This is a genomic window from Shewanella yunxiaonensis, assembly GCF_018223345.1.
In the GTDB taxonomy this organism is placed as follows: Bacteria; Pseudomonadota; Gammaproteobacteria; order Enterobacterales; family Shewanellaceae; genus Shewanella; species Shewanella yunxiaonensis.
The window spans coordinates 2,050,279-2,070,450 of the sequence record NZ_CP073587.1 but is presented as its reverse complement, the minus strand read 5'-3'; the positions used below and the strand labels follow the sequence as shown (position 1 = coordinate 2,070,450).

Here is a 20,172-nt window from a genome sequence, read left to right as displayed (position 1 = left end):
TATTAGCAGATAGGATTAGCCCAGACCTTTTTCAGCTGAACTCATCTGGATCAGCTCAATTTTATAGCCATCAGGATCTTCTACGAATGCAATTTCGGTAGTGCCTCCGGCAACAGGACCTGGAGCACGTGTGACTTTACCTCCGGCCGCGGCAATCGCCTCACAACGGCTATAAATATCTTTTTCACCAATTGCAATATGTCCAAAGGCATTACCCATTTCGTACTTATCAGTCCCCCAGTTATAGGTCAATTCTATGACTGCCGCACCTTTGCTTTCTTCTTCATAGCCAACAAAGGCGAGGCTATATTTGTATTGTGGGTTTTCTGATTGCCGTAGTACTTTCATACCCATAACTTTTGTATAAAATTCAATACTACGTTCAAGGTTGCCCACGCGGATCATTGTGTGTAAAACCTGAGACATATTTACCCCTTTCTTGATGTTGCCTTTAGGCACGTTAAGCTAAAAGGCTAATTTTCGGAAATGTGCGACAACGCACTGTACTATGATTGCGGTGTTTGATAGGTCACATATTCTGTAACGTATTGTTGTATTTATTGTTGCATAATTAATAATGAAGTCGATGCTAACTCATGGAGATAACAATGACGACTGAATTAAAAATGGCTTTGGGGACTACATGCGTCATCGCACTGGTATTTGCTGCACTTATTGCTCAAATTTTCTGATGTGCCTTTGTTGAGCGTATTCGATGAGCTAAAGCCGCCTTACGGGCGGCTTTTTTATGAATCAGGGTACAGCTTATCTTTGTACTCACACAAATCTTCAATAATGCAACTGCCACATCTTGGTTTTCTGGCGATACAGGTATAACGGCCATGTAAGATTAACCAGTGATGAACATCCACTTTAAATTCAGCGGGCACTACTTTCAGTAGTTTTTCTTCGACTTCTTGCACATTCTTGCCCGGCGCAAATTTAGTGCGGTTACCCACTCTGAAAATATGGGTGTCTACGGCAATAGTGGGCCAACCAAAAGCCGTATTCAGTACCACGTTAGCTGTTTTTCTCCCTACTCCCGGTAAAGATTCCAAAGCCTCACGGTTTTCTGGCACTTGTCCATCAAAGTCATCCAGCAACTTTTGTGATAGTGCGACAACATTGATGGCTTTGTTGTTATAAAGACCAATTGTCTTAATGTAGTGTTTCAGCCCTTCAACTCCGAGTTCCGTTATTGCTCTGGGAGTGTTGGCTACCGGAAATAATTTAGCCGTCGCCTTGTTAACACTGACATCGGTTGCTTGAGCCGATAAGGTCACAGCGACTAATAGTTCAAAAGGGCTGCTATAGTGCAGTTCTGTTTTAGGATGGGGATTGCTGTCCCGCAGACGTTTCAGTATTTCAATTCGTTTGGCGTTATTCACTGTCCATCCTTTACAGAAACAAATGAGCTATTGGCATTAGTTAACCTTGGTCACGCGCACGCGCTGCACCGCGACTGTTTCTGTTATTTTCGGTTGGCGTGCAGCGAGCTTTCGATCGATCACATTTTTGAGTGCGATTAACAGGCCAACACCAAAAAATGCGCCTGGTGGCAGCATTGCTAACAAAAAGGAGGTGTTGACATGCCAAACTTCAATGCGCAAATTTGTAGCCCAAGCGCCGAGGAGTTGGTCGGCACCATCAAACAAGGTACCTTGACCTAAAATCTCGCGAATGGCACCCAATACCATCAGCACTAAGGTAAATCCGGAACCCATCATCAGACCGTCAAAGGCGGCTTTCAGTGGATTATTTCGAGAGGCAAACGCTTCAGCACGTCCAATGATCACACAGTTAGTGACAATCAACGGCAAAAAGATCCCGAGCGACAGATACAAGCCATAAGCATAGGCATTGATCAGTAACTGCACCGCAGTGACCAGTGCCGCAATGATCATCACAAACACCGGAATGCGGATTTCTTTGGGGACAAAGTCGCGGACCAGAGATACCAGGACATTGGAACCTACGAGCACCGCCATGGTGGCAACCCCAAGACCGATGGCGTTGGTGATGGTCGCCGTCACGGCGAGTAGGGGACATAACCCCAAAAGCTGTACCAACCCAGGATTGTTTTTCCAGAGCCCTTGCCAAGCAATCTCACGATACGAGGTCATTTGCTTACCTCACAATTTAATGGTTGACGATATATTGCAGCCTTATTCGCTTCAAAATAACGTAAGGCGTTACGCAGAGCCTTGGTAAAGGCCCTTGGTGTGATAGTGGCACCAGTGAACTGATCAATATCACCACCATCTTTTTTAACGTGCCATTTTTTGTCGTTTTGACTGTTATAAACCATGCCCGCGAAACTCTTTACCCAGTTGGATTTATGGCTATCAATTTTGTCGCCAAGTCCTGGAGTTTCCTGCTGCGATAAGGTTTGGACACCCAACACAGTTCCGTCGTTGCGCACGCCAACTATCAGTTGAATTTCACCGTTGTAACCATCGGGGGCCACGGCTTCAATAGCCAGTCCAACGGGCTGACCATTTTTCATAGCGATGTAGGCGGGCAGGGGCCGTGTAGTCCCTAAACTTTCCGGTGCATGCAGCAGGGTGCAGGTCTGAGATAATTCGTTGTCATGCAATGTGTCAGGAATAATCTGATGCAGAATATTCATCAACTGTTGCTGTTGCTGCTCAACGATGGTTTCCTTGGTCATCAGGTTGACTGCTGCAACCAACGCGGTACAGATCAAGGCGAAAAGTCCAAGTAACAAGCCGTTTCTCAACATAGTGTTTTGCAAAATAATTGCTCCTTACTCCAACCACTATCCACGTTGGTGACCATAGGCCCGCGGCTTGATGTAAAAATCGATTAATGGGGCACTGATATTGGCCAATAGCACCGCAAATGCAAACGCGTCAGGGTAGCCACCATAACTGCGGATCAGGTAGACCAGTACACCGATGATGGCACCAAAAAGCAACCTACCTTTGTTGCTGGTTGCCGCTGTTACCGGATCAGTGGCGATAAAAAATGCGCCGATCATCGTGGCACCGCTAAACAGGTGGATCAAAGGACTCACATGGGTTTGTGGGTCCCAAGCCCATGCAACGGTTGAGCAGATCAGCAATGCACCTAAAATCCCGGCGCTGATATGCCAACGAATAAGCTTCAGCCGCAGCATTATCAATCCGCCAGCAAGATAGGCGAGATTGACCCAAAACCAACCTTTACCGACAAAACCATTAAAAATCAGTTTTTGCAGACTATCGCTGGCAGACAGGCCCATGTGTAGATCCGTTTTTATGGTATCCAGTGGCGTTGCCATACTGGTGCCATCAATCCCTAGACGGTAACTATCTGCGACATCTATCTGAGTAGCGTTGAAAATAATGTGTAGACTATCGAAAAATCCAGGTGAGTGCTGCGCGGCGGTTATCGGTGCAACCCAACTGGTCATCTGCACAGGGAAAGCAATCAACAACAGTACATACGCCGCCATCGCCGGGTTAAACAGATTTTGGCCGAGCCCACCATAAAGCTGCTTGACCATAATGATAGCGAAAGCTGTTCCGATCAGGACTAACCACCAGGGCGCTAGCGGTGGAATTGCCACACCAATCAGAAATGCCGTCAGCAGCGCACTATTATCGGAAATGGTGGCCAATACAGGCCGTTGGCGTAGCCGTAATACCAGCGATTCACTGAGTAACGCAATCAGCATCGCGAAGATCACCTGGATCAAGGTGCCCCATCCAAAGAATGCACATTGAACAATCAGTGCTGGCAGGGCACATAACAATACTCGTTGCATCACTGTGTTGGTTTGCAACTGACGAGTGAGATGTGGGGATGAGGCAATTTTAAATGCCATATCAGTTTTTCTCCTGCTCGTGAGCTCGCTCGCGGGCTTTTTGTTTGGCTTTCGCGACTGCTGCGGCGATGCGAGCCTTTTTGTCATCATTATCTGGCGTTGGCGTTGGCGTTGGCGTTGACGCTGGAGTTTCAGTCGTATCTGGCTCAATAGGCGCTAGCGCCTTTTTGGCCTTGGCTTTAGCAACGGCGGCAGCGATTCTGGCTTTTTTGTCGGCATCTGCGGTTGTGGTGTCACTTGCGATTGCGGCAGTCTCTGGCAGATTGCCTGCAGAACTTTTGTTGTTTACGTCTTCACCGTCGGCAGCCATTTTTTCGGGTGTTGCTGCTTCAGTATTTTCAACTGTAGTTGGCCGGTCCGTAGGATTTTCCGCGCTTGCAATCATTGCCGCTTTTTTGGCTTTGGCTCTGGCAACGGCGGCGGCAACCGCCGCCTTTTTGCTATCAACGACTGTTGCAGTGGCATCATTACTGGCGCCATTGTGCTGATCTGTTTGCGCTTTTTTAGCTTTGGCTCTGGCAATCGCGGCAGCAACCGCCGCTTTTTTATTATCAACGACTGTTGCAGAGGCATCATTACTGGTGTCATTGCGCTGATCTGATTGCGCTTTTTTAGCTTTAGCTTGAGCGACAGCAGCGGCAACAGCGGCTTGCTTATCTGTTGTTGGCGCAGTATTCACTGTGTCAGCTAATGCGTCAGTCTCTTTCGCGGCTTGTTTTGCTTTTACGCGTGCCAACGCAGCGGCCACAGCACTTTTTTCATCACCGGACATGGTGGCCTGGCGCTTCTCTGCTGCCTGACGGGCCTTTGCTTCACGGTCTTGTTTTTCCTGCTCTAAACGTTGTGTACGCGCTTCAAAACGTAATTTGGCATGTTCTGCATGAAGTTTTTCATCGCGGGTTTTACGAATGGCCGCTTTAGCAACCCGATAGTATTCGACGAGTGGAATTTCAGACGGGCAGACATAGCTGCAACAACCACATTCAATACAATCTTGCAGATGGAATTTTTCCGCCTTGTCGTACTCAGTCGCTTTAGCGTGCCAATAGAGCTGTTGTGGCAATAGGGCGGCCGGACACACTTGGGCGCATTCTCCGCAGCGGATACAGGAGCGCTCCATCGTGGCACTGGATAATTCTGTGGCCAGTGGCAACAACAAGCAGTTGCTACCTTTTAATACCGGCACATCAATGGTTGGCAGGGTGTAACCCATCATGGGGCCACCCACGATGACTTGCTCTGCGTTGCTTGTGTTAAATCCGGTCTGTTCCAGAATGTGTCGCACTGGCGTACCAATAGCAACCCAGTAATTACCGGGTTTGTCGACATTGTTGCCGGTCACGGTGATGACCCTTTCTAACAGTGGTTTGCCTTCATACACGGCTTGTTGAATAGCAAATGCAGTACCGACATTCTGCACCACAATACCTAAATGTGCGGGAATGGCGCCGGACGGCACTTCACGGCCAGTGAGAATTTGGATCAGCTGCTTTTCGCCACCAGAGGGATATTTGGTGGGAATGACCTGCAATCGACAGCTACCTGCGAGCATCGAGGCCGCTAGCGCTTTTTTCATCGACAGGATTGCTTCAGGCTTATTGTCTTCAATCGCAATAATGATCTGCTTAGGTGTAATCAGCTGCTGCATCAAAGCCACACCTTTGAGAATGCCCCCTGCGTGCTCCCGCATTAAGCGGTCATCAGAAGTGATGTAAGGTTCGCATTCAACGCCGTTGATAATTAACTGCTCGATCTTACTGGCAGGGTTAAGCTTGATATGGCTCGGAAACATTGCACCGCCCATCCCCGCAATGCCAGCATCACGAATTCTCTGCAATATCTGATCATGCGTCAGTTGTGTGGCATCGGCGGCGATAAAGGGGACGGTGGTATTGAGCCCGTCCGCTTGCAGGACGCAGGTTAACACCGGTAAGCCAGAGGGATGATTGCTGGGGCGTGGTTCAATAGCCGTAATGGTGCCAGATGTGGGGGCATGTACTGCCAGATACATGGCCGAAATTCCGCGGGTGAGCGCCTGTCCACCCAGCACATGATCGCCAATATTGACGATGAGTGCGGCGGTTTCGCCTACTTGGGGCAGCGGCAGCAGATATTCCTGTGCTTGCGGTAGTCGCTCAATCGGCGAGTTATTCGATAATTGCTTCATTTCTGGCGGATGAATGCCGCCTTTTAAAGGCCAGAGGATTGCTTGCTCAGGAGATGCAGATAGACTCAATGGAAAATCCTCTTACAGCGTCTTAACGGGAATGGCGTTGAGTTTCCAGTCCCAGCTACGCAGATCCTGTTCAACTGGGATCATTTCAATACAGTCGACCGGGCAGGGTTCAACACACAAATCGCACCCGGTACAGGCACTGGTCAGCACGGTGTGCATTAATTTCCCAGCACCAATAATGGCATCGACAGGACATGCCTGTATGCATTTGGTACAACCGATACATTCCTCTTCGCGGATGTAGGCCACTTTTTTAATCTGAGTTTCAGCTGCGGCAGTTAATGGTTCAGGCTCAACCCCCATAAGATCTGCCAGCTTTTCCATCGTTGCGGTGCCACCAGGTGGACAGCGATTGATTTTCTCGCCATTAGCAATTGCTTCTGCATAAGGACGACAACCAGGGTAACCACACTGACCACATTGAGTCTGTGGCAGTAACGATTCAATCTGGTCGACGATGGGATCCCCTTCAACCTTGAATTTTTCGGCAGCAAATCCCAGCACTACGCCGAACACAAGTGCCAGCAGTGTTAATAGAACAACAGCTATTAGCATCAGAATTCCACTCTATTTAACTAAACCGGTGAAGCCCATAAAGGCCAAAGACATGAGTCCCGCAGTTATCATCGCTATGGCCCCCCCTTTAAAAGGTAACGGGACGTCTGCAGCGGCTAGACGCTCGCGCATCGCAGAGAACAGGATTAGCACCAGAGAGAAGCCTAAGGCTGCACCAAAGCCATATACGGCAGACTGCATGAAATTGTGCTGTTCATTGACGTTTAATAACGCTACCCCAAGCACGGCACAGTTAGTGGTAATCAACGGCAGGTAAATCCCTAACGCCCGGTACAATGAGGCGGAGGTTTTCTGCACCACCATTTCGGTAAACTGCACCACCACCGCAATGACCAGAATAAAGCTCATCGTGCGTAGATAACCCAGATCAAAAGGCAGCAACAGATACTGGTTCACCAGATAACTGAGAATGGAGGCAAGGGTCAGCACAAAAGTTGTTGCCATCGACATACCGATAGCAGACTCGAGCTTACTGGATACCCCCATGAATGGGCAAAGCCCCAGGAATTTTACCAGGACAAAGTTATTGACCAGCACTGTGCCAATCAGCAACAGCAGATAATCACTCATCATATTCACAGTATTACAATTTCTTGGCAGTTATTATCGGTGTTTCGTCCGGTATTAACAACACATGAAATTTAGGGATTAATGCGAATGTGACAACACAGAGAGAGATAAGTTTGCATTTTAACTGCGAGCGGGATCACAGCTTAGGTTGATGCGAGTGTTTTGATATCATGATGGCTCCCCTGACTGGACTTGAACCAGTGACATACGGATTAACAGTCCGCCGTTCTACCGACTGAACTACAGGGGAATGATGGATGGCATGATAAAACTCAGATTGGCTCCCCTGACTGGACTTGAACCAGTGACATACGGATTAACAGTCCGCCGTTCTACCGACTGAACTACAGGGGAACAGACTCTGAAACTACTGATAGTCGAAATGGCTCCCCTGACTGGACTTGAACCAGTGACATACGGATTAACAGTCCGCCGTTCTACCGACTGAACTACAGGGGAACAAACCTTTCGATATTTCTGTATGGCTCCCCTGACTGGACTTGAACCAGTGACATACGGATTAACAGTCCGCCGTTCTACCGACTGAACTACAGGGGAATGATACAGAAAACCATCAATATTGCAGATGGTGTCTTCAAAGTGGCTCCCCTGACTGGACTTGAACCAGTGACATACGGATTAACAGTCCGCCGTTCTACCGACTGAACTACAGGGGAATCGCAGATTGCGTCTCTGAAGAACGGAGCGCATAGTAAATCGCTCTCGAAGTTGAGTCAACTCGACATTTCAAAAAAAGCGTTGTAATGGGCTTAATTGCTTATCTAATGTCCACGAGACCGCTTTACTGCATAAATTCGCAGGATAATGCTTAAAAAATAACAGCTAAGGCAAGCATTTGCTGACGGATTATTCCGCAGATCAGGTGGGGATGAGGGGCGTAATCTTGAGTATAATTAGCCATGTCCTACTATCGCTGAAATGTGCAGTATTTGAGATAATTATCCACCGGCTACATTGTCGTATCATCGTCATACGCAACCACTTCAATTTCAGGAATTAACGAATCCTCATCAAGTTAAAAAAAGCATAACAATCTGTGCATTTTGTGAGCATTGTGCCATTTTCCACCACATAACTTTTTAAATGTAATTTTTTTTCAGAAAAAAATAGGCCAGTGGTGCGATAGTGGAAAAATCGCAACCCCGCATGGTTACAGGGCTGGATTCAGTTATCCACTGAATCTGTGGATAACCCTGTGAGTTTGTCTGGTAAATTCGCCGCAAACCCCTATGGATTCTAGGGTCGACTTAAATCGGGTAAAAAACTCGGCAAAAAATAAAACAGATAAGAAACAATGATTTAAAAAAGTCAAGCAGTCGAATAAAAGTTGACTGGAGTTGTAATCAATTTGTAAGAAATTAATCAGTTGGCCTTGTGCATTAAATTGGTGCTTTGACTCAAAATTGTGCATAGCAGATGCCATTTATGATGCCGTTATTGAATTTCAGCATGCGCTGTTATAACGGCAATCCCCAGATAATCTGCAGTTAAGCTCGGTGGTAAGACCGTGTGGTGGAGGTTACAATGTATGGCTCTTTGGGAGGAGATCATTTCGTGTCTGAATCAGTGTTCAAATTAGTATCACCTTACCAGCCTGCAGGCGATCAACCTTCTGCCATCTCACAACTTATTGACGGGTTGGGAGCAGGACTGGCACATCAGACCTTGTTGGGCGTAACCGGTTCCGGCAAAACCTTCACTGTGGCCAACGTGATTGCAACAATGGGGCGTCCAACGATCATCATGGCGCCTAACAAAACTCTCGCGGCTCAGTTGTACGGAGAGATGAAAGAGTTTTTCCCGCATAACGCGGTGGAGTATTTCGTATCCTATTACGATTACTATCAACCGGAAGCTTATGTTCCAGCAACAAACACGTTCATTGAAAAAGACGCTTCGGTTAATGCCCATATTGAACAGATGCGCTTGTCCGCCACTAAAGCATTGTTAGAACGCCGAGATGTGGTACTGGTGGCCTCGGTTTCCGCTATCTATGGGCTGGGTGACCCAGATTCCTATATGAAGATGATGTTGCATTTGCGCCAGGGCGACATCATGGGCCAGCGTGATATTTTGCAAAGATTGAGTGAGCTGCAATACACGCGAAACGATATTGAATTGGCTCGAGGGACGTTCAGAGTTCGGGGGGAAGTTATCGATATCTTCCCGGCAGAATCAGAACGAGATGCTATCCGAGTCGAGCTGTTTGACGACGAAATTGAACAGTTATCGATGTTCGATCCATTAACCGGCCACATCAGTAAACGCCTTGCGCGCACCACCGTGTATCCCAAGACACACTATGTGACGCCCAGAGAAAAAATTCTCGCGGCAACGGATCTGATTAAAGAAGAACTGCGAGAGAGGCGTCAGCAGTTGTTAGACACCAATAAGTTGGTAGAAGCACAGCGGCTGACAGAGCGCGTGCAATACGATATTGAAATGATGGTAGAACTCGGTTACTGCTCAGGCATCGAAAACTATTTGCGTTACCTGTCGGGGCGACGTCCCGGAGAGGGCCCGCCAACACTGCTGGATTATCTGCCTGCCGATGGCTTGATGATCATTGATGAATCGCATGTCACCGTGCCGCAAATTGGCGCCATGTATAAAGGTGACCGCTCACGGAAAACGACACTGGTGGAGTATGGTTTTCGTTTGCCGTCTGCATTAGATAACCGGCCGTTGAAGTTCGACGAATTTGAAGCGCTGATGCCTCAGACTATCTATGTCTCCGCGACGCCTGGTCCCTATGAAATGGAACGCTGCGACGGAGAAATAGCCGAACAGGTCGTGCGACCAACCGGGTTACTGGATCCTGAAGTGGAAGTCAGACCGGTTGCTATTCAGGTGGACGATCTTTTGTCCGAAGTGGCAAAACGTGTGGCGGTTAACGAAAGGGTACTCGTGACTACCTTAACCAAACGCATGGCTGAAGATCTTACCGAATATCTGGATGAACATGGCGTAAAAGTGCGTTATTTGCATTCCGATGTGGATACGGTTGAGCGTGTGGAAATTATTCGGGATCTGCGCAAAGGTTTGTTTGATGTGTTGGTGGGGATCAACCTATTGCGTGAGGGCCTCGACATGCCTGAGGTGTCTCTGGTGTGTATCTTCGATGCGGATAAAGAGGGTTTCTTGCGTTCAGAACGTTCATTGATCCAGACCATTGGCCGCGCGGCACGTAACGTGAATGGTAAGGTGATCCTGTATGCCGACAAGATAACGCCTTCAATGGCGAAAGCGATGGATGAAACCAGTCGCCGTCGCGAGAAGCAGCATCAATTTAACCTGGACCACGGCATTATCCCGCGTGGTGTAGTGAAACGTATCACCGATGTCATGGATGTCGGTGATACGGAGCGAGGGGGATATGACAGCAAAGATTGGCGTAAAGTCGCCGAACCTAAAGTTCATTATCAAGCTCGTGCCAGCGCCTCCGAACTGTCCCATGAAATTGACCGCTTGGAAAAGCAGATGTTACAGCATGCCCGCGACCTTGAGTTTGAAGAAGCCGCTGCTATTCGCGACCAAATCGCTGAACTAAGACAACAATTGATAGAAGCTTAAATTTGAATGTTCCGGACAAGTAAACAAAAACTCATTCGATTTTTCGGATGAGTTTTTCTTTTCAAAGTCAATGTCAGAGTGTGGCTAGCAAACTGATTTCAAAAGATTACCCCGCATTACTACGAGTGATATTGGTAATATTAGCGCCCGCCAAACTTTGAGTAATGCTTTGCTGGCTCGCTAATGTTTGCAGCACCGTGCCATAGTAGTATGGTGCGCTGGCAAGGTTGTCATCTCGTTGCTGTTGGAACAGTGCGCTACTGCTGCCGCTCAATAAATTCACAGTGGCGCTACCTTGCGCTAAAAGATTGGCGCTGATGATAAGGTTACCCTCGCTATCAATTGCTCGTGGCAACACCACTTCATCGCTGGCGGCACCCATCACCTGCATAGCAATAAATTTGTCGGTGCCATCATAGGCGCTCACAAATGTACGCTGATAATTATACTGGCTACTGTCGATGCCATTAACTATAACGCAGGCATAGGTCGCTGAAACGCAGCTTGTACTGATCACAGGATCACTGTCTGACAAATCAAGATCACCCACAATATCAACGTCAAAACCGCTAGCCGGTTCCGTAATCGTCTGTTGACGAGTGATCGTCCAGTTGGCGTCATTACCTGTGGCGCTGTAATACCAAGTGGCATCCGCCAGTTCGTCGCTATAACTGTATGAAGTGTTGTCTGATGCCAGGGTTTGCCAGTTATAAACCACACTGTCTTCTTTGAGTTTTAACTGTGCGCTATCGGTTTCTGCCGGGTGATAAAATGCAATGCTACCGGTTTGGTCCAGCGGGATCAGTTGCACGGATTTGCCACAGGTGGTTTTTGAACAAAGCTCAGATGCGCTGATATAGACATAACCCATCATGTCGGATGCGGTATCGGTATTGCTATCATATTGCGCATAAGCAGTCACAAGCACGGGAGAATTGCTGTAGGCCGTCATGCTCATCGACGTATTGCTGGCAGTTGTTGTGACTTTATCGCCATTATCAATACGGTATATAGCCGGAGCGGTAGTGAATTGGCTGTCATCAATCGCCACTGTCATGTAACCGGTGGTACTGGATGCTTCACTATACGTACCAGAAATACAGGCCCCATCGGTTTCGTCACTGGCGACGCTGACCGTCATCGCCGATAGTAGTGCACTGCTGATGGCTGTCACGTTATATTCAGTGATAGCCTGACTTTCAGTCTTGGTAGTGATCCCGAGATAGCCGTTTGCCGGAATATCCTTCTCATAGACAGTGACTTTCCCAGTGGTGTCTACTGTCAGTTTTGACGATAGCGTACCATTAGCGGTATAGAGTGCCACTGTCGGATCACTGACTTTGGTCGCGTAATAATAGTAAGCATTGCCATCACTGTCGCTGTTGGCAATGCGATAATAAACCTGACACTTATTTTTATTGGTATTGGTCAACGTATCTTTTTGCAAGGTTACCAATTGCAGACTGAAGCTGCTTCCTTGGCTACTTGAACTGTCGCTACTGCCACCACACCCCCCAAGCAGGGATAATAGTGATAGTAACAGCGCATATCTATGAATGGTTTTCGGCATGGTTATAACCCTGAGTGTATGTCCCCTGATAACACAAAGTTACCCATGGGGGAGTAGATAACATTCACTGAGAAAACGCCCTCAATAGGTACGATTTACTCAAAATCCAGGGTTGTGTAATTCAATAAATACGCCATATAACCCAATAAATACAAAACATTACATATGAACGTTTTTTGTTCGCATTGAGGTCTGTAACGGTATTATTTACTCGGTAAGTGTAAATTAACGTTTGTTTTTGGATTGAAAAGGAAAAAGGGTGAACATGAAACGGAACAGCATAAACGCCAATATTCCGTCAACCAGGCCGACTAAATGTGCTTCAGTGGCCACTCTTGCGCCAATTAGCTGTGTCACCTCACTATTGCCGCCCATAAATTGTTCCCAGATAACCTTGGCAATAACGCCTGCCAAGAGCAGATAACCCGAGCGCCAGCCGATTCTGATATCGTTAAGTGCGCCGTAGGTAAATAAACCATGCAAAATACCACTCAGTCCGACGTAGGCCGTGAGCGCTGGGAATGCTAACCAAAGCCCAAGCCCTTCACTCAATAGCAATATGGCGAGCAGGCAGGCTAATTGAAAGTTGTGATAGTGCGTGCGGTGAATAAATACCACCACCCAGAAACCGGCTAAATTCATCAGCAGATGCCAGTTATTGGTATGCAGTAGATTACCGGTCAATAGTCGCCACCATTGGCCATCAGCAATAAACTGTCGCTGATATTCCAGTGCTTCGGTCGCCCCTGACCACTGCAGCGTAACGCAGAGTAAGCTGACAGCCAATACTGTCAGCCATGGCGAGTCACGCCAACTCATTCTGTGCGGCTCTTTTGTGTCAGTTGTTGCTGTATGATTGCCTTATTAGACAGATATTCATCAAGACCGTGTTGGCGTAGTTTACAGGCGGGACACTCTCCACAACCACGACCTTCAATGCCGTTATAGCAGGTGAGCGTTTCATCGCGAACCAACGCTAATTTGCCATATTTATCTGCGAGCGCCCAGGTTTCGGCTTTATTGAGCCACATCAACGGTGTCACGAGTTTTAACGGCCGATCCATCCCTTGAACCAGCGCCGATTCCAATGCGCGTACAAAATCATGGCGACAATCAGGATAACCCGAATAATCAGTTTCACAGACGCCAGTAATCACCGCCTCGGCACCCAATTGGTAGGCATATATCCCCGCCAGTGTGAGAAACAGGATATTGCGACCCGGCACGAATGTATTGGGTAAACCATTGTCCATTAGTTCAGTCGACACCGGGATGCTGTCGCGAGTCAGCGCAGAGATCGCCAACTCATTAAGGAGGCCTACATCCATCACTTTATGACTGGTGGCCCCTAACTTTTGGGCAAGCCGCCGGGCAACATCAATTTCATGAGCATGACGCTGACCATAGTTAAACGTCATCGCATGCACTTCATCATATTGCTCCAGTGCTTGGATTAAACAAGTTGTCGAGTCCTGACCGCCACTAAAGACTAAAATAGCTTTACGGATAGGGGGATTTTTTGTCTGTGTCATGAGCATCTTCCGATACACTCAATTAGCGAATGGCGCACAGTTTACCGCAAAATAGCGCGAATTCCTTAATCGGATGTCAGGTTTGCCATTTTCAAGAAGATGCTATATAACGGCGCGCCGCAATGAGGGAAATATCCCTTGTCAGTTTTCAGGAGCCTGCGTATGCAATATCCGATCAATGAAGTGTTTGAAACCATTCAAGGAGAAGGCGTTAATACTGGCCTGCCAGCAATTTTTGTGCGCTTACAAGGTTGTCCTGTGGGATGCCCATGGTGCGATACCCGTCATACATGGGAGCAAACGCCGGAAAATGAAGTGCCAGCTGAACAGGTATTGCAAACGGATGGTCAGCTTGGTCGTTGGGCCTGGTATGACGCAGAAACACTGCTGCAGGCATTTCAGCAGAAATCGTTTTCAGCTAAGCATGTGGTGTTAACGGGGGGGGAACCTTGTCTGTTTGATCTCGTTGAACTCACCAATTCATTAAATCACGCGGGTTATACCACTCAGATTGAAACGAGCGGCACCTTTGAAGTGAAATGCAGCCAGTCAACTTGGGTTACTGTGTCACCAAAAATCGGCATGAAAGGTGGTTTGAACGTGCAATCACAGGCGTTGGCGCGTGCCAATGAGATTAAGCATCCGGTTGCGACTCAGCGGCATATCGAGCAATTAGAGTCCTTGCTTGAAGGTGTGGACTTGACCGGAAAGGTGGTCTGTCTGCAGCCAATAAGCCAGAAGCCAAATGCGACTGCGTTAGCGATTAAGGAATGTATTGCACACAATTGGCGACTATCTGTGCAAACGCATAAATACCTACAAATTGATTAGTTAGAAAGGTAGAGACAATAACAACGAATAACGCATAGAAAATGGTGGAGGGGGAAGGATTCGAACCTTCGAAGGCGGAGCCGTCAGATTTACAGTCTGATCCCTTTGGCCACTCGGGAACCCCTCCCCGAAATTGGCAGCTTTTGTGGTGAAATGGTGGAGGGGGAAGGATTCGAACCTTCGAAGGCGGAGCCGTCAGATTTACAGTCTGATCCCTTTGGCCACTCGGGAACCCCTCCTCAACTTCACACAAAAGTGCTGATTGGCAGCGCAAAATGGTGGAGGGGGAAGGATTCGAACCTTCGAAGGCGGAGCCGTCAGATTTACAGTCTGATCCCTTTGGCCACTCGGGAACCCCTCCTCAAATTGCGGCGGCAATAGTAGACAGAAAGCGTTTTTATGTAAAGCCTGATTTTGCAAAAACCACTAAAGTTAGTGGCAGTTCGGTCGATTAAATAACAACAGGTTGTTTCTTTGATGTTTTTTTATGCAATCCAAACCGATACTGCACAACGAACTGCAATTAGGATCTCGTTTAAATCGCGCGATAGAAACAAACTCGCGCAGTGATTTTGGCCTACTGTTGTCGCTTTTGTCACAAGATGTGCGCGATTGCCCACAATTTCATTTGCAAGATGAATTAGATAACGACACCCGGTTACGCCAGCAATTTGAGTTACCTCCAGCACCGACACTGCTGGGGGATCTCAGCCAGCAGTTAGTCACCGATAACAGTGCCCAATTTTTGTCAGAGGGCCCGACAGCATTTCGGTTAGCCGAAGCAATCAACGCAGAACCTATCGTGATCCGTGGTCACTGGGCCAGTGGCACCGGTGAAGTCCTGGAAAATTGTAGTCTTCTTGCTCGTAACCGTTTCAATGGTGAGCATTTTCCGTTATTGCCGGAAACGCCACAGCTGTCTGAATTGGTATTACAACAGTGTCTGGCGGCCCATAGACTACAAGCAGCGTGAAACTTGCCACAGAAACACAGGTTATAAGAGCCTATAATCACTAAGTTATGGTTCATTCCGGAGAGACGTCATGAAAAGCATTAAAGAAGCGCAAAGTGATTTGGTGAATGATACCTGTGCTGAATGTGGCAGTTTTGTCGATATCGGTACGGTGGTTGAAGAAAGCGATGTATTACTGCATTTACAGTTTTCAGGCAAAACCGCCAAGGAAGACGCGCAGACATTGGCAGACAAAGCCTCGGCAAGATTTGCTGATGCGGTGGTTACATTGACAGAAAAAGCACCTAATTGGCTGTTAGACATTGAGTTTGGCTGTAGTGCAGAAAAAATGATCTTCCAATTGGAAAACAGTCTGCCTTAATACAGATGGGATAAAACTGTTAGCAGAAATACAGATGGGATAAAACTGTTAGCAGATATATCTATTGTTGCTGCGTAATTCGTAAATGTGTAATCTTCGCGAGTGATAATAAAAAACAATAGTTTAGGTCTTTTAATTTGGCTGGATGTGAATGAGCGTTAATCGTGGGCAGTATTGGCGATTATTGGAGTCGCTAACGAATTCGACAGCGAAACAACAGGGTGATTTTGTTGGTACGGCGGAGCTTGCTACAAAATTACTCTGTGAGCACTTACAGGTCGATCATGCCAGCGTTTGGTCCTGGTCTAAGGACCAGCACATTCAATTTGAAGCGGCGAGATATGGTACACCCGCCAGTCAACAGCGCGTCCGGCCGAGTAATTTACAATCATTATCACATTATATTGCCGAGCTTCGAAATCATCTGCATATCGCCGCGAGTAATGCGGCTGATGATCCCCGTTTAGCTGAATTACATACTAGTTATATCCAGCCCAATCAGATTAAAAGTGCACTGGAAATTGCCGTCAGGATTAATGGACATATTGAAGGCGTCTTGAGCCTTGAACGATATGCCCAAAAAGCCATCTGGAATGACACTGAAATACATCTGGCTTGCCAGGTAGCGGATCAGTTGGCACTGACGCTGGCAACCGGTGATGCTTATCATAAAGATGAGATGCTGACATTATTCCAGTCAGCCATCGAAAAGTCAGCACAGATTACACTGCTGGTGAATTTACACGAAGAAACTATCGAATATGTGAATAAAGCACATGAGATGGTAACCGGTATTCCGCAAGATAAGCTTATAGGTCGGAGTTTTAAAGAGCTGGCTTTTTTCCGTCAATCTCCCGAAGCCGCTCATCAAGTATTAGAACAGCTATGTCGCGGAGAAGTGGTTCGCGGTGAAGTGCCATTGCAACATAAAAATGGTGACAGTTATTGGTTGAAATTCTATGCCAGCCAGTTTGAAACCAGACGCGGAAACCACTACGCGTTGGTGACGGCTGAAGATCATACCGAAGCACGCAATCATCAGACTGAATTAGAACATTTTGCCTGGCATTGTAATCTCACTGGCCTGTATAACCGTACCTATTTTAACCGCATGCTGGATCGTACAGAATGCGGCTATCTGCTACTCGTCAACCTAGTCGGCTTTAAGCGATACAATGACACTTACGGGCATAGTAAAGGTGACGATTTGCTGGTGGAAATCGCTCGTCGTCTGCGACATTTTTCAGCGTTATATAGTGGTGCTGAAACCGCACGTGTGGGTAGCGATGAATTTGCGTTGTTGTTACCTGAGTTGAAACAGGAAGACCTCCAACACTGCTATGGTCGTTTGTATCAACAGTTGAGTATGCCTATTTCCTTGGGGCGGGAGTCTGTGGATGTCCGTCCAGCCATGGCAATTGTCGCTATTGATGAAATTGTCGAAAAAGTGCCACCACTGACGTGTGCCGATATTGCGTTGCAATATGCCAAGAAAAAGCAGGGAATGGCTATTCAGGTGTTCAATAGCACATTACTGAAAGCATTCAAGGATGATGCGGAGATTGAACGAGATTTAAATCTGGCAATTCGTGGCCGTCAGTTTGAACTCTACTATCAACCGCTGAGAGATTTGCAAAGTAAGAGTTACATCGGTGCCGAGGCGCTTATCCGTTGGCATCATCCCAAACGCGGCATTATGTATCCCGGCGCGTTTATTGATATTGCTGAACAAACAGGGTTGATCAATAGCATAGGTAGTTGGGTGCTTGAGGCTGCCTGTAAACAGCTTTATCTGTGGCAACATCGCAATATTGACATGTCGATGCACGTTAACGTATCCGCCAGGCAATTCTTCGGTGGTAATCTTTATGAACAGGTATGGGATCTGCTAACTCGCTATCGTATTAAGCCGAAAACGTTAATTCTTGAAATCACTGAAACCGAACTGATGGAAGATATTCGCTATGCAACCAATCTGTGTCAGGAATTAGCAGATTTGGGCGTTGGTTTGGCTATTGACGATTTTGGTACCGGCTATAGCTCGATGCGTTATCTGAAACAATTCCCCATCAGCAAGCTGAAAATTGACCGTTCTTTTATCTCGGATTTGAATATTAGTCGCCAGAGTCAGGAAATTGTGAGTGCGATTATTGCGATGGCCAAGGCGCTCAACATTTCACTGACGGCTGAAGGGGTTGAAACCGCGGAACAGGAACGATTCTTAGCGGATAATCTATGTCACCAAGCCCAAGGATTCCTTTACAGTCCGGCATTACGTGAAGCTGATTTCGCCCGCTTTATTGAAGCAGACAAACCTGTGATGCTCCATTAACGCAAAAGCTTATTCATACAGCAAAGTTTAAACTTGCGACCACTGCCGCAGATGCAGGAATCGTTGCGTTTAGGCAACGCTGTCTGATATTGCTCGCCATCGGTATAAAACCAGTGTTTATCTACCAACAAAAAATTTGACTGTTCGTAGATGGCATCTAATTTACCATCGATCTTATACCACGCTTTAAATAAGACGGTGCCGCGGCAATCCTGCTGTTCACTACTGATCACATTCAACGTTAACCAATCTGGTTGCTTACCTTGTGCAAGTGATGTGGCCGTCAATCCGTGACGAAAATCCGGATGATGAGTTTTTTCTAGATAGCCGAACAAGTGCAGTACAAACGCCGCATATCGTGAACGCATCAATGCTTCTGGCGTAGGGGCAGGGATCTGATGTTGGTGGTATGGCTGGCAGCATTGAGAATACTGCTTGCCGCTACCGCATGGACAATTGCTTTTCGCGTCGATTTCCATAGAGGCCATCACAAGTTTTACTTAGTCAGTGGGCTGAAATGATGACCATAATAGAGATTGGGTTTGGGGGGGGCATCAAAAAAATGCTGAGGTTCAGCGCGGTTGCTGATATCGACTTTCCATTGCCAAACACCTTGGGCATTTTTTTCTGAAACAGTGACCATCTTTCCCGCAAATTCACTCACTGGCTCTTCCGTTTCGGCGGGGGGATGAAAACGCACCAGATAATAGCAGACATCTGTTGCTGAATTGCCTTGGATTAACCGTTTCACCAAGCGAAAATCGACTTCAATGTGCGCTTTGCGCTTACGAATTCGGTCAAAGAATTTCTGATAAAGTTCGACAATGCTATTCTTGCCGGTGACGATGGCGACATTCTGTTGTTCCGGAATATAGGTGGCGTCGTCAGCGTATATTGCAACTAACCGTTGAGGATCTAGTGCCGCAAAGGCATTAATGAATTGCTGATACTGTTGATTCAGGGCTACCTGGTCTGCATCGTCGCTATTGGCAGCCCATACTGGCTTTACCGTCGCGAACAGTAGCGCCAGTGCTATCAGAAAGATTCTCATTTATACGGTCTAATCAGGTGTAATGCAGGTAACTATAATAGATGCCACGGTCGATCAGAAGATTGATTTCTTAACAAAGTGTGTAATCTAGACGTTGGAAAAGGATGGACTTTTGTTATGGATCAAAATGATAAGGATTTATTTCAGTCAGAAATGGCTGACGTTGTCCCATTAAAACAGAGTCATACGCTGCCTATTTCACCCAAAGCGGGCCCCTCTGATGCCCAGCAGGCCAGAAAAGCGGCGGCTCAGGCGAGTGAATATCTGTTACGGCTACCATTGGAATTGGTGCACATTACTCCAGTCAAACCCGATGATATGTTGAGTTTCAAACGTGAGGGGGTGCAAGAGGCTGTATTTAAGAATCTACGGCAGGGCAAATATAAGGTGGCCGCCGAGCTTGATATTCATGGTATGACGGTACGACAGGCCAGAGACACATTAGTCGATTTTATTCTGACGCGTTTGCAAAGAGGCGATCGCTGTGTGTTGCTGATCCATGGTAAGGGATATCACAGTAAGCCGTTCCCGGCATTGATCAAATCGTGCGTGAATTATTGGTTGACGCAGTTAGACGAAGTTCTGGCTTTTCACAGTGCCAAAAGAGAACAGGGGGGGTATGGGGCAGTGTATGTGATGTTGCCAAAAACCGAGCAGCAGCGCGTTGATAACCGCGAGAAGAATCGCCGCGGCGGCTATTTACGTTAAATAACTGAT

Annotated in this window: 19 protein-coding genes and 8 tRNA genes; 6 read left to right on the top strand and 21 right to left on the bottom strand. The window is 47.2% G+C overall.

Features of this window, described 5'->3' with window-relative positions; all coding sequences use genetic code 11:
• Positions 1-15: 15 nt before the first annotated feature.
• From gloA to KDN34_RS09445, 13 genes are all read right to left on the bottom strand, one after another.
• Positions 16-426: a lactoylglutathione lyase gene (gloA, locus tag KDN34_RS09505; RefSeq protein WP_212593568.1), complete on the bottom strand. Its 411-nt coding sequence runs from the start codon at positions 424-426 to the stop codon at positions 16-18.
• Between the two features lie 320 nt (positions 427-746).
• Complete coding sequence (gene nth, locus KDN34_RS09500; RefSeq protein WP_212593567.1) at positions 747-1,388, bottom strand: endonuclease III; 642 nt, start codon at positions 1,386-1,388, stop codon at positions 747-749.
• 36 nt (positions 1,389-1,424) lie between these two features.
• Complete coding sequence (locus KDN34_RS09495; RefSeq protein ID WP_212593566.1) at positions 1,425-2,123, bottom strand: electron transport complex subunit E; 699 nt, start codon at positions 2,121-2,123, stop codon at positions 1,425-1,427.
• A complete protein-coding gene (gene rsxG, locus KDN34_RS09490) occupies positions 2,120-2,743 on the bottom strand; it encodes an electron transport complex subunit RsxG (RefSeq protein ID WP_407695799.1) in 624 nt (207 codons plus the stop codon). Before rsxG ends, KDN34_RS09495 begins: the two co-directional genes overlap by 4 nt.
• A gap of 36 nt (positions 2,744-2,779) precedes the next feature.
• The gene (gene rsxD, locus KDN34_RS09485) at positions 2,780-3,829 is read right to left on the bottom strand and encodes an electron transport complex subunit RsxD (protein ID WP_212593564.1); all 1,050 of its coding nucleotides are present in this window, start codon (positions 3,827-3,829) and stop codon (positions 2,780-2,782) included.
• Between the two features lies 1 nt (position 3,830).
• Positions 3,831-6,065 (bottom strand): electron transport complex subunit RsxC, encoded by a 2,235-nt coding sequence (gene rsxC, locus KDN34_RS09480; protein ID WP_228730302.1) that lies wholly within the window; start codon positions 6,063-6,065, stop codon positions 3,831-3,833.
• Between the two features lie 12 nt (positions 6,066-6,077).
• Positions 6,078-6,620, bottom strand: coding sequence for an electron transport complex subunit RsxB (rsxB, locus tag KDN34_RS09475; RefSeq protein WP_212593563.1), 543 nt, complete (start codon positions 6,618-6,620; stop codon positions 6,078-6,080).
• A gap of 12 nt (positions 6,621-6,632) precedes the next feature.
• A complete protein-coding gene (gene rsxA, locus KDN34_RS09470; RefSeq protein WP_212596592.1) occupies positions 6,633-7,211 on the bottom strand; it encodes an electron transport complex subunit RsxA in 579 nt (192 codons plus the stop codon).
• Between the two features lie 174 nt (positions 7,212-7,385).
• Positions 7,386-7,461 (bottom strand) — tRNA-Asn (locus KDN34_RS09465).
• A gap of 28 nt (positions 7,462-7,489) precedes the next feature.
• Positions 7,490-7,565 (bottom strand) — tRNA-Asn (locus KDN34_RS09460).
• Between the two features lie 29 nt (positions 7,566-7,594).
• Positions 7,595-7,670, bottom strand: a tRNA-Asn gene (locus KDN34_RS09455).
• Between the two features lie 23 nt (positions 7,671-7,693).
• Positions 7,694-7,769, bottom strand: a tRNA-Asn gene (locus tag KDN34_RS09450).
• A gap of 43 nt (positions 7,770-7,812) precedes the next feature.
• Positions 7,813-7,888: transfer RNA gene (locus tag KDN34_RS09445), tRNA-Asn, on the bottom strand.
• 898 nt (positions 7,889-8,786) lie between these two features.
• Here KDN34_RS09445 and uvrB point away from each other — a divergent pair.
• Positions 8,787-10,805: an excinuclease ABC subunit UvrB gene (gene uvrB / locus KDN34_RS09440; protein ID WP_212593562.1), complete on the top strand. Its 2,019-nt coding sequence runs from the start codon at positions 8,787-8,789 to the stop codon at positions 10,803-10,805.
• Positions 10,806-10,911: 106 nt separating this feature from the next.
• Here the strand turns inward: uvrB and KDN34_RS09435 are convergent, their stop codons facing one another.
• The 3 genes from KDN34_RS09435 to queC all read right to left on the bottom strand — a co-directional run bounded on the left by KDN34_RS09435 (position 10,912) and on the right by queC (position 13,907).
• Positions 10,912-12,375, bottom strand: coding sequence for a hypothetical protein (locus tag KDN34_RS09435; protein WP_212593561.1), 1,464 nt, complete (start codon positions 12,373-12,375; stop codon positions 10,912-10,914).
• 225 nt (positions 12,376-12,600) lie between these two features.
• Positions 12,601-13,194 carry a rhombosortase gene (gene rrtA, locus KDN34_RS09430; protein ID WP_212593560.1) on the bottom strand — a complete coding sequence of 198 codons (594 nt, stop codon included), beginning with the start codon at positions 13,192-13,194 and terminating at the stop codon, positions 12,601-12,603.
• A complete protein-coding gene (gene queC, locus KDN34_RS09425; RefSeq protein WP_228730301.1) occupies positions 13,191-13,907 on the bottom strand; it encodes a 7-cyano-7-deazaguanine synthase QueC in 717 nt (238 codons plus the stop codon). Before queC ends, rrtA begins: the two co-directional genes overlap by 4 nt.
• A gap of 162 nt (positions 13,908-14,069) precedes the next feature.
• Between queC and queE the strand changes: the two genes are divergently transcribed.
• Positions 14,070-14,738, top strand: a complete 669-nt coding sequence (gene queE / locus KDN34_RS09420; RefSeq protein ID WP_212593558.1) for a 7-carboxy-7-deazaguanine synthase QueE — start codon at positions 14,070-14,072, stop codon at positions 14,736-14,738.
• 42 nt (positions 14,739-14,780) lie between these two features.
• Here queE and KDN34_RS09415 read toward each other — a convergent pair.
• The 3 genes from KDN34_RS09415 to KDN34_RS09405 form a co-directional block, all read right to left on the bottom strand.
• Positions 14,781-14,865 (bottom strand) — tRNA-Tyr (locus KDN34_RS09415).
• 27 nt (positions 14,866-14,892) lie between these two features.
• Positions 14,893-14,977, bottom strand: a tRNA-Tyr gene (locus tag KDN34_RS09410).
• Between the two features lie 37 nt (positions 14,978-15,014).
• A tRNA-Tyr gene (locus tag KDN34_RS09405) sits at positions 15,015-15,099 on the bottom strand.
• Between the two features lie 126 nt (positions 15,100-15,225).
• Between KDN34_RS09405 and KDN34_RS09400 the strand changes: the two genes are divergently transcribed.
• The 3 genes from KDN34_RS09400 (at position 15,226) to KDN34_RS09390 (ending at position 18,404) form a co-directional block, all read left to right on the top strand.
• Positions 15,226-15,711: a VC2046/SO_2500 family protein gene (locus KDN34_RS09400; protein WP_212593557.1), complete on the top strand. Its 486-nt coding sequence runs from the start codon at positions 15,226-15,228 to the stop codon at positions 15,709-15,711.
• A gap of 70 nt (positions 15,712-15,781) precedes the next feature.
• Complete coding sequence (locus KDN34_RS09395) at positions 15,782-16,072, top strand: DUF406 family protein (protein ID WP_212593556.1); 291 nt, start codon at positions 15,782-15,784, stop codon at positions 16,070-16,072.
• A 151-nt stretch (positions 16,073-16,223) separates the two neighbouring features.
• Entirely contained in the window at positions 16,224-18,404 is a 2,181-nt protein-coding gene (locus tag KDN34_RS09390) for a putative bifunctional diguanylate cyclase/phosphodiesterase (protein ID WP_212593555.1), read from the top strand.
• Here KDN34_RS09390 and KDN34_RS09385 read toward each other — a convergent pair.
• Together KDN34_RS09385 and KDN34_RS09380 are read right to left on the bottom strand one after the other, a co-directional pair.
• Positions 18,401-18,892, bottom strand: a complete 492-nt coding sequence (locus KDN34_RS09385) for a YchJ family protein (RefSeq protein WP_228730480.1) — start codon at positions 18,890-18,892, stop codon at positions 18,401-18,403. The genes KDN34_RS09390 and KDN34_RS09385 overlap by 4 nt on opposite strands.
• Positions 18,893-18,900: 8 nt before the next feature.
• On the bottom strand, positions 18,901-19,455 hold the full coding sequence (locus KDN34_RS09380) for a YybH family protein (protein WP_212593554.1): 555 nt from the start codon (positions 19,453-19,455) through the stop codon (positions 18,901-18,903).
• 117 nt (positions 19,456-19,572) lie between these two features.
• Here KDN34_RS09380 and smrA point away from each other — a divergent pair, with 117 nt between their 5' ends.
• Positions 19,573-20,163 carry a DNA endonuclease SmrA gene (gene smrA / locus KDN34_RS09375; RefSeq protein ID WP_212593553.1) on the top strand — a complete coding sequence of 197 codons (591 nt, stop codon included), beginning with the start codon at positions 19,573-19,575 and terminating at the stop codon, positions 20,161-20,163.
• Positions 20,164-20,172 lie beyond the last annotated feature (9 nt).